General features: G+C 70.4%; 9 protein-coding genes. 5 read left to right on the top strand and 4 right to left on the bottom strand.

The window, feature by feature from the left end; translation table 11 throughout:
- Nucleotides 1-261: 261 nt before the first annotated feature.
- Together MKL11_RS02055 and MKL11_RS02050 are read right to left on the bottom strand one after the other, a co-directional pair.
- Nucleotides 262-888, bottom strand: a complete 627-nt coding sequence (locus tag MKL11_RS02055) for a GDSL-type esterase/lipase family protein (RefSeq protein ID WP_243939802.1) — start codon at nt 886-888, stop codon at nt 262-264.
- 331 nt (nt 889-1219) lie between these two features.
- Nucleotides 1220-1783 carry a TetR/AcrR family transcriptional regulator gene (locus tag MKL11_RS02050; protein ID WP_243939800.1) on the bottom strand — a complete coding sequence of 188 codons (564 nt, stop codon included), beginning with the start codon at nt 1781-1783 and terminating at the stop codon, nt 1220-1222.
- Between the two features lie 127 nt (nt 1784-1910).
- Here MKL11_RS02050 and MKL11_RS02045 point away from each other — a divergent pair, with 127 nt between their 5' ends.
- From MKL11_RS02045 to panB, 4 genes are all read left to right on the top strand, one after another.
- A complete protein-coding gene (locus MKL11_RS02045; RefSeq protein WP_243939798.1) occupies nt 1911-2882 on the top strand; it encodes a quinoprotein relay system zinc metallohydrolase 2 in 972 nt (323 codons plus the stop codon).
- Nucleotides 2883-2923: 41 nt separating this feature from the next.
- Nucleotides 2924-3742 (top strand): quinoprotein dehydrogenase-associated SoxYZ-like carrier, encoded by an 819-nt coding sequence (locus MKL11_RS02040; protein WP_243939796.1) that lies wholly within the window; start codon nt 2924-2926, stop codon nt 3740-3742.
- Between the two features lie 2 nt (nt 3743-3744).
- Nucleotides 3745-4338, top strand: a complete 594-nt coding sequence (locus MKL11_RS02035; RefSeq protein ID WP_243939794.1) for a rhodanese-like domain-containing protein — start codon at nt 3745-3747, stop codon at nt 4336-4338.
- Between the two features lie 193 nt (nt 4339-4531).
- Nucleotides 4532-5350 (top strand): 3-methyl-2-oxobutanoate hydroxymethyltransferase, encoded by an 819-nt coding sequence (panB, locus tag MKL11_RS02030; protein ID WP_243939792.1) that lies wholly within the window; start codon nt 4532-4534, stop codon nt 5348-5350.
- Nucleotides 5351-5416: 66 nt separating this feature from the next.
- Here panB and MKL11_RS02025 read toward each other — a convergent pair whose 3' ends face one another.
- Nucleotides 5417-6280, bottom strand: coding sequence for a LysR family transcriptional regulator (locus tag MKL11_RS02025; RefSeq protein WP_243939790.1), 864 nt, complete (start codon nt 6278-6280; stop codon nt 5417-5419).
- Nucleotides 6281-6357: 77 nt separating this feature from the next.
- Here MKL11_RS02025 and MKL11_RS02020 point away from each other — a divergent pair, with 77 nt between their 5' ends.
- Nucleotides 6358-7578, top strand: coding sequence for a YbfB/YjiJ family MFS transporter (locus tag MKL11_RS02020; RefSeq protein WP_243939788.1), 1221 nt, complete (start codon nt 6358-6360; stop codon nt 7576-7578).
- A gap of 70 nt (nt 7579-7648) precedes the next feature.
- Here MKL11_RS02020 and MKL11_RS02015 read toward each other — a convergent pair whose 3' ends face one another.
- Complete coding sequence (locus tag MKL11_RS02015) at nt 7649-8644, bottom strand: NUDIX hydrolase (protein ID WP_243939786.1); 996 nt, start codon at nt 8642-8644, stop codon at nt 7649-7651.
- Nucleotides 8645-8807 lie beyond the last annotated feature (163 nt).

Below are 8807 nucleotides of genomic sequence, written 5' to 3'. Positions count from 1 at the left end.
TGGAACGATCTCCTACGCTGCTGCCATTTGACCATCCAAAATGGCGGCGGCGATGCCATCAGAATGCCTGCGCCGGCCGTGGCCCGGGGCGCACGAGGGAAATTCTTCTACAAGCCATGAGTTTTCACACAGCCTCGACCCTTCTCAGTCAGGCCGACAGCTAGCGGCACTTCCCGGAAGCGGCCGTTCGTCGGCCGTCCGACAACTTGGGCTTGGGGTGGGAAGCGGTCATTGCCAGCATTGAGGTTCTATGGCCACACCTCACCGACCACCGCGACCGAGCATGGCGCTGATCTGGGGTGCGATGCGCTGCGCCACCATCGCGTAGCCCTCAGCTGTAAGATGCTGGCCATCTGGCTGCCGTGCAGTGTCAGGAATGCCAGCGAAGAATTGACCTAGAAAAACGGCATGATGGCGCATAGCGGCCTCTCGCCCGGCTCCTGCGAGACCGTTGAAGACGGCGACCCTGATACCGCGTGCCTGCAACTGCGTGATGATCGCGTCGAGGTTGGCCGCTGATTGCGCTGGGTCAACGATGCGCCCCCCCTGCCGCCTGCCGCCCCGACCGTCATTGCCGCCTGGTTGTAGGATCACCACCCTCGTTCCGTCCGGCACACTGGTGCCCACACGGTTGAGCATCCCCTCGGACGTGTCCCCGCTCACGCCTGCATTGATGACCGACACGTCGAGGCCCTTCGCCCGTAGGATCTGTTCCAGCTGAGCTGGGTACGCCTCCGCGCTGGTGAGCTTCATCCCCTCCGTGTTGCTTGCACCGAGCGCCACGATGGTCGCCGATGCGGCACGCGCGCTATCCAAGGCGATAGGCAGGGCGGCTAACCCGGCGAGCACCGCCAAGACCAAGCTGCGGCGGGTTCTCGTCATCGGCATGGGCGCTCCGCTCTGTGGAAGGGATATCGACCGTAAGATCGCCGTCAAGCTTATGGTGAGGCTTGCTCAAAGCGTACCGATTGAATCGGCTGATTAGAATCGCAACCGGGTACGGAGACGAAGTCCGCATCCATGCACTGCCACCCGGAAGCGGATCGTCGCAAAACTACCCTTCTCGGACAGCACCAAAGTCAAGCGGATTGCATTCAGACCGTGCCGGAACACGGCGGATTGGGAGAGCTTATCCGCGTAGGCTCGCCCGAGCCGATCGCAACCGTAGAAGATGCCCCTGCGCGCGCGGATCGGCCACCGGCCGTGGACCGTCTCCGCCTCACGCCCTGAGCCCCTCGACCAGCACGGCCAGCGTCCCAGAAAACGCCGCCGGGCTCGCGAACAGCCGCTCCATCAGCAGCGCACCCTCCAGGGTGGCGATGACGTAGCGGGCGAGCACCGCCGGCTCCTGTCCGGCCCGGACGCTGCCGTCGGCTTGACCCGCGCGCAACACCGCCTCCAGCCAAGCGAGGTGCCCCTCGAAGAACGCCGCGATGTCGCCGCGCAGGCGCTCGGGCAGGGCCTCGCCCTCGATGGCGAGCGCCGCGCACAGGCAGCCGAGCCCCTGCTCGACGCCGCCGAGATAGAGCTGTCCATAGGCCGCGATCCGCCCCGGGCCGTCCGGCACATCAATGCGGATCGTTGCCAGGGCCGCGTCGTAGCGGTCGGCATAGGCCGCCACCAGGGCCGCCCCGAGATCGACCTTGGTGGGGAAGTGGTGGTGGATGCTCGCCTTGCGGATCCCCACCGCCTCGGCGAGGTCGGCGTAGCTGAACCCGGCATAGCCGCGCCCCCGGACCAGGGTCTCGGCCTGACTCAGCAGCTCGGCGCGGGTGTCTCGCATCGCCCCAACATCGTCTCTCTCGGCTCGCGCGAACGTGTGACCGTCCCGCGCCTGTCGCTCAATCTGCCACTTGACCGCGCAAAGATCTACCTACTTAATGGTAGGCAATAAACAGGGAGGTTTCGGCATGACGGCTTCCGCCGTCCATCCAGGCGAGTCCGCCGCTTCGGGCCGCACCCTGTCGCGGCGCCACGCCCTGTTCGCCGGCCTCTGCCTGTGCTGCCTGCCGACCCTCGGGCGCGCTGCGGAAGCATTCTCGATGGAGGAGGTCGGCCCCGGCATCTTCGTGCGCAAGGGACTGATCGCCGACGCCACCACCGACAATGCTGACGCCATCGCCAATATCGGCTTCCTCATCGGCCGGGACGGCGTGCTCGTCACCGAGACCGGCGGCAGCCTCGCGGACGGGCAGTGGCTGCGGGGCGAGATAGCCAAGCGCACGCCAAAACCGATCACCCACGTGGTGCTCACCCATGTCCACCCGGACCACGTGTTCGGGGCCGGGGCCTTCGTGCAGGACAAGCCGGTCTTCATCGGCCACGCCAAGCTCACAGAGGCGCTGGGCGCGCGGGGTGAGTTCTACCGCAAGCGCCTTGTCGAGCTGCTCGGCGAGGATCGCACCGGGCCGGTGGTCTACCCGACGATGAGCGTGGCCGACACCGCCGAGATCGACCTCGGTGATCGCCGCCTGACCTTCACGGCGCACGGGCCGGCGCACACCACCTGCGACCTGTCGATGCGCGATTCCGGCAGCGGCCTGCTGTTTCCCGCCGACCTGCTGTTCGTGAACCGGATCCCGTCGCTCGACGGCAGCCTCCGCGGTTGGCTCGAGGAGATCGACCGGCTGAAGGCCATGGGCGTGACCCGCGCGGTACCGGGCCACGGGCCGGTCTCGGTCGATCTCGCCCCGGCGCTCGCCGATCTCTCCGGCTACCTGACGGCGCTGCGCGACGGCACCCGGGCGGCGATCGCCAAGGATGTCCCGATCGACAAAGCCGTGGCCAGCGTCGCCCGGGACCAGCGGGACAAGTGGGCCCTGTTCGACACCTATAACGGCCGCAACGTCACCGTGGCCTACCAGGAACTCGAGTGGGAATAATTCTTCGACCTTCCATATTGAGACCAACCGGGAGAAACGCCATGACGCTCAAGACCGCCCCCACGGCAGCGCTCGCCCTCATCCTCGCCACCTCCGCCCTGGCGGGTCCGGCCCTGGCCGCCGGCGCCTCCGACACCGAGCAGGAGCGCACCGCGCGCTGGCAGGAGATCGCCAAGTCGATCTTCGGCGACCGCGCCATCGAGCAGACCGACAGCCTGGTGAAGATCGACGCGCCGGCCCGGGCGCTCGACGCCGCCCTGGTGCCGATCACCCTGACCATGCCCGAGCCGTCGCGGATCAAGGCGGTCTCGCTGGTGATCGACGACAACCCGGCGCCCTACGCGGCCAAGTTCGAGTTCGGGCCGGCCGCCGACCCGGCGGAGCTGAAGCTGCGGGTGCGGGTCAACAACTACACCGACATGCATGCCGTGGTGGAGACCCAGGACGGCAAGCTCTACGAGGCCAAGCAGTTCGTGAAGGCGTCCGGCGGCTGCTCGGCCCCGATGGGCATGAGCGACGAGGAGGCCATGAAGGGCATGGGCGACATGCGCGTGAAGTTCGCCGAGACCCAGCCCGGCAAGCCGGTGGAGGCCACCCTGATGATCCGCCACCCGAACTTTTCCGGGATGCAGATGAACCAGGTCACCCGCGACTACACGCCGGCCCGCTACATCGACAAGCTCACCGTCTCGGCGGGCGACAAGAAGGTCTTCACCATGACCGGCGACATCTCGATCTCGTCGAACCCGGTGATCAACTTCGCGTTCAAACCGGACGGCAAGCCGCTGCAGGTCGCGGCGAGCGACAATGCCGGCGGCAGCTGGCAGCACAGCTTCACCCCGCCGAGCCCGACGAACTGATCATGCGCGCGACCCTGATCGGCCGGCTCGCGGCGGCGTTGGCCGCCATCGGCTGCCTCGCCGCCGCGCCGGCGGATTCGCCCGTGAACGTGCCCGAGCCAGAGGGGCTCTATGCCGGTCCGCCCAAGGGCTACACCCCGCAGACGCTGACGGGCGCCGCGGTGATCGACGCCGAAAAACTCGCGGCCCTGATGGCGGGGCCGGACAGGCCGGTTCTGATCGACGTCGCCGCCCCCGACCGCAAGCCGTCGAACTTCCCCGCCAACCGGCTCTGGCTGCCGGTGCATCCCTCGATCCCCGGTTCGGTCTGGATGCCGGAGGCCGGGGCCGAGCCCCTGGCCCCGGAGCGCGAGGCCCTGTTCTACGCCCGGGTCGCCGAGCTGACCGGCGGCGACCGGACCAAGCCCGTCGTGGTCTTCTGCCACGTCGAATGCTGGGGCAGCTGGAACGCGGCCAAGCGGCTGGTTCGCAAGGGCTATACCGGCATCCGCTGGTTCCCCGAGGGCGTCGAGGGCTGGCAGGAGACGCACGAGACCACCGCCCTGCGCGAGGATCCGGCATGGAAGGCGGGGGCCGAGCCGCAGGCGGGGCGCTGACCCGCGGTTCGGGGCGGTGTATGAGGGCTGCCGAACGAGGCGCATGACGCGGAACGCGCCCCCTCTCCCGCTCGGGAGAGGGCTGGGGAGAGGGACCAGGGTTCTCCGGAAAAGTCGCATCCCTCACCCTGTCCCTCTCCCGCACGGGAGAGGGGACCCGCGCTCGACCGGGATGCCGAAAGAGGTCTGAACCATGTCGCAGGTCGTGCAGTCCCGCCGGCTCCGGGCCGTCGACATCGGCAAGCGCAAGGCCGAGGGGCGCAAGATCATCGCGCTCACCGCCTACCACGCCCACACCGCCGGCATCGTCGATCCCTACTGCGACTTCATCCTGGTGGGCGATTCGCTCGGCATGGTGATGCACGGGATGGAATCGACCATTCCCGTCACCCTGGAGATGATGATCCTGCAGGCGCAGGCGGTGATCCGCGGGACCGAGAAGGCGCTCGTCGTGGTCGACATGCCGTTCGGCTCCTACGAGGCGAGCCGGGAGCAGGCCTTCCTCAACGCCGTCCGGGTGCTCAAGGAGACCGGGGCAGGGGCGATCAAGATGGAGGGCGGGGCGCATTTCGCCGAGACGGTGGCCTTCCTGGTCCAGCGCGGCGTGCCGGTGATGGGCCATATCGGCCTCACCCCGCAGGCGGTGAACACGATGGGCGGGTTCAAGGTCCAGGGCCGGGCGCCGGACGACGAGCGCCGCCTGCTCGAGGACGCACGGTCGATCTCCGAGGCCGGCGCCTTCGCGATCGTGCTGGAGGGCATCGTCGAGCCGGTAGCGCGAGCCATCGCCATGTCGCCCCAGGTCACCGCCGCCACGATCGGCATCGGCGCCTCGGCGGTCTGCGACGGTCAGATCCTGGTGCTGGAGGACATGCTCGGCCTCTCCGAGAAGACGCCGAAATTCGTCCGCCAGTTCGGGTCGCTCCGGGCCCATATCGAGGACGCCGTGAAGGCCTACGCCGAGGAGGTGCGGGCCGGGCGGTTCCCGGCGGACGATCACACCTACGGCTAAAGCGCACGCAGCCGAAGTGGATTCCGGCTCGGCGTTAGCGAGCGCGTTCGAGGGTCCGGGCGCGCCCTACGCTGCGGGCCGAGTCTCGGCCCTGTCGGGCAGCAGCGCCATGAGGGCGCGCAGGGCCGCGCTGGCCTCCCCCGACCACACCAGGCGGGTCCGGTTGCGGCGCAGGTGCGCCGGCAGCGGGTGGCGCTCCACCGCCGTGCTCATCACCGCATGGTCGAGCACCTCCGCCGGCACGATGGCCATGCCGGTGCCGGCCGCCACGCAGGCCACGATGGCGTGGTACGAGCTCATCTCCAGAACCCGGTCGTAGGACGCGCCCTCTTCGGCCAGCCACTCGATCAGGCGCTGGCGGTAGGAGCAGCCGTGCGGGAACGCCACCAGGGTCCGTCGGCCGGTGCCGATCCCGGGCGCATTCCGGCCGGTGATCAGCACCAGTTCCTCGTCGAAGACCGGCACCGACGACAGGCTCGTGCGATCGAACGGCTCGGAGACGAAGGCCGCCTCGATCTCGAAGCGCTCGAGCTGCCGGAGCATGGCCCGGGTCGTGCCGGTCTGCAGCTCGATCGTGACGTCGGGGAACTGAGCATGGAAAGCCGACAGGATCGGCGGCAGTCGCGCGCCCGCCGCGCTCTCCAGCGAGCCCAGCCGCAGGACGCCGCGGACCACGCCGCTGCGCAATTCCTGCTCGGCCAGATCGGCCATCTGCAGCAGCGCCTCGGCATGGCCCAGGAGGGTGCGCCCGGCCTCGGTGAGGGTCAGGCTGCGGCCCTGACGGCGGAACAGGGCCACGCCCAGCCGCGCCTCGAACTGCTTGATCCGGGTCGTCACGTTGGACGGGACCCGGTGCAGCATCGCCGCCGCCCGCGTGACCCCGCCTTCCCGGACCACGCAGCGGAAGATGTCGAGATCGTCGAGATCCATCGTTCTCATCCAGAGAACCGTACGTCACAAAAATTCATTTTCCAAGAATGCCGGGCGGGTGTTCAAGGGATGCCGACATGAGCACGCTCCAGCCCCCCCCGACGGATTCCGAGCACACGCCCTGGCCGGTCGTCGCCAGCGGCCTCGTCGCCCTCGCGGTGGCGATGGGGATCGGCCGGTTCGCCTTCACGCCCCTGATGCCGCTGATGATGCGCGACGGCACCCTCACGGCCGCCGCGGGGGCGGAATGGGCCGCGGCGAACTATGCCGGGTATCTGGTCGGCGCCCTGACCGCGTCGGGGTTCGCCCGCGATCCGCGGCGGGGGCTGCTCCTGAGCCTGGCGGGCGTGGCGCTCACCACGGTGGCGATGGCGGCGGTCGACCACGATGCGCCGGCCGGTCTCGGGGCCGGATTGCGGGCCCTGGCCGGATTGTTCAGCGCCTGGGCCCTGGTCTGCGCGAGCGGCTGGTGCCTGGCCGAGCTCGCCAGGCGCGGCGTCGCGCAGTTCGGCGCGTGGATCTACACCGGCGTCGGCGTAGGGATCGCGCTCGCCGGGACGCTGGCCTGGCTCGGTGGGATTCAGCCGGCGGCGCGGCTGTGGCTCGAACTGGGCTTGATCGCGGGGCTCGGCGCGCTGCTGGTCTGGTCCCTGTCCCGGGGGCAGGGCAGGGTCGCGGCCGGGATCGGGGAGCGCGAAGCCGCGGGCTTCGCCGGCCGCCCCCGGAACGGGCAGGCGGCCCTGGTCCTGTGCTACGGCATCTTCGGGTTCGGCTACATCGTGCCGGCGACGTTCCTGCCGGCCATGGCCCGGGCGCTGGCCTCCGACCCAAGCGTGTTCGGCCTGACCTGGCCGCTGTTCGGCCTGGCCGCCGCCCTGTCGGTGGCGGCCGTGGCCCGATGGCTGACACGCGTGCCGCGCCAACGGCTCTGGGCGGTGGCGCAGGGGGTCATGGCGCTCGGCACCGGCCTGCCCCTGGCCGCCCACACCCTCTGGGCGGTGGCAGCCTCGGCGATCCTGGTGGGCGGCACGTTCATGGTCGCCACCATGGCGGGCCTGCAGCTGGCCCGCGAGGCGCGGCCCGACAATCCGACACCGCTCCTCGCCCGCATGACCGCCGCCTTCGCGGCCGGACAGATCGTCGGCCCGGTGCTGGTGCGTCTCCTCGGCCCCGGCAGCCGGGCCGGCTGGGACGCCCTGGACTGCACCGGCGCCGTCGCCACCGTGCTGCTGGTGCTGACGGCGGTCTGGCTGTGGCGCGCGGCGCGCCCCGCCCCTGCGAGCCTGATGCCCGTCTGACGTGGTGACAGGTCGAACATGCCGCCTCCGCAACCGTCCTTGACGGCGCATCGGACTAACCCGTCGCCGGCTAACCCACCCGCCGCGACGGCAGCCGCAGCCCCGGGGCCGGGCGCTCCAGCAGCACCTCCCGCCGGAAGCGCACCAGCCGCGCCGGCCGGCCGGCGGTGCCGCGGGTGATCGCCTCGGTCTCCTCCACCAGCCCCTGCTGGGCCACGAGGCGGCGAAAATTCTGCTTGTGCAGCTGCGTGCCCGAGAGCGCCTCGACGGTGCGCTGGAGCTGGAGCAGGGTGAAGGCCGGGGGCATCAGCTCGAACACCACGGGGCGGTACTTGATCTTGCCGCGCAGCCGGCCGATCGCGGTCGCCAGCACCCGGCGGTGGTCGAAGGCCATCGGCACGCCGGTCGGGTCGTTCGGCACCGCCGGGCCGGCATTGCCGCGGGCCTCCGGGATCAGGCCGGCCTCGAACAGCAACTCGTAGCGCTCCAGCACGCGCTCCTCGTTCCAGGTGCCGCCGTTCATCCCGAAGGTGAGGCCGAGCCGGTCGAGGCGGCGGGTCCGGATCGCGCAATCCGCGGGCTCGGCCGCCCAGGCCGCGAGCCGCGCCTCGATGGCGTCGAGCTGGGGCGGGCGGCCGGTGCGGAAATCCTCGTACGGGAGGTAGCGGTACCAGTTCTGCCACGCCGCCTCGGCGATGCCGGCCGGGCGCTCCTCGCGGACCAGGGCGAGATAGGCCACCGAGAGCGCGTGCGCCTCCGGGGCCTCGTCGCCGCCGGAGCGGTCGCGGTCGCCGAAGGTGTAGAGCTGCTCGACATAGCCGAGGCGCTGGTGCGTCTGCCGCTCCACCCAGGCGCGCAGGCCGCGCTCCAGGGTGGCGTGCTCGGGCACGAGGGGCCCGGCCGGCAGGCCGTCGCCGCGGCCCGGCGCCTGGTCCGGGACCCGGATGGTCAGGGCGCGCGGCTCCCCCTTGGTCGCCGCGACGATCACCGCGACGAGGCCCACGGAGGAGCGCTCCGGCAGGGCCTGTACCCCGCGCGCACCCGTCTGCGCCTCGCCGACCGTCATCGCCCCTCGAAACCCTCTCCCGCCGGGCGCGGGATTCTTTCAGACCGGATCCGTCCCTATAGGGGGGCAGGATCGCCCCGCGTCAACGCGGCCCTGTGACCGGACGGGTTGCCAAGCCGGCGGCCGCTGCCCAAACAGGGCCGCCGGAGATGTGCCGGCGCGG

Source organism: Methylobacterium sp. J-077 (genome assembly GCF_022829365.1).
Classification (GTDB): Bacteria; Pseudomonadota; Alphaproteobacteria; order Rhizobiales; family Beijerinckiaceae; genus Methylobacterium.
This window is presented reverse-complemented; position numbering and strand designations above follow the sequence as displayed.

Excerpts from the sequence above, each read along its gene's own strand:
- MKL11_RS02055 (WP_243939802.1), bottom strand. The coding sequence starts at position 888 with ATGCCGATGACGAGAACCCGCCGCAGCTTGGTCTTGGCGGTGCTCGCC.
- MKL11_RS02050 (WP_243939800.1), bottom strand. The coding sequence starts at position 1,783 with ATGCGAGACACCCGCGCCGAGCTGCTGAGTCAGGCCGAGACCCTGGTC.
- MKL11_RS02045 (WP_243939798.1), top strand. The coding sequence starts at position 1,911 with ATGACGGCTTCCGCCGTCCATCCAGGCGAGTCCGCCGCTTCGGGCCGC.
- MKL11_RS02040 (WP_243939796.1), top strand. The coding sequence starts at position 2,924 with ATGACGCTCAAGACCGCCCCCACGGCAGCGCTCGCCCTCATCCTCGCC.
- MKL11_RS02035 (WP_243939794.1), top strand. The coding sequence starts at position 3,745 with ATGCGCGCGACCCTGATCGGCCGGCTCGCGGCGGCGTTGGCCGCCATC.
- panB (WP_243939792.1), top strand. The coding sequence starts at position 4,532 with ATGTCGCAGGTCGTGCAGTCCCGCCGGCTCCGGGCCGTCGACATCGGC.
- MKL11_RS02025 (WP_243939790.1), bottom strand. The coding sequence starts at position 6,280 with ATGGATCTCGACGATCTCGACATCTTCCGCTGCGTGGTCCGGGAAGGC.
- MKL11_RS02020 (WP_243939788.1), top strand. The coding sequence starts at position 6,358 with ATGAGCACGCTCCAGCCCCCCCCGACGGATTCCGAGCACACGCCCTGG.
- MKL11_RS02015 (WP_243939786.1), bottom strand. The coding sequence starts at position 8,644 with ATGACGGTCGGCGAGGCGCAGACGGGTGCGCGCGGGGTACAGGCCCTG.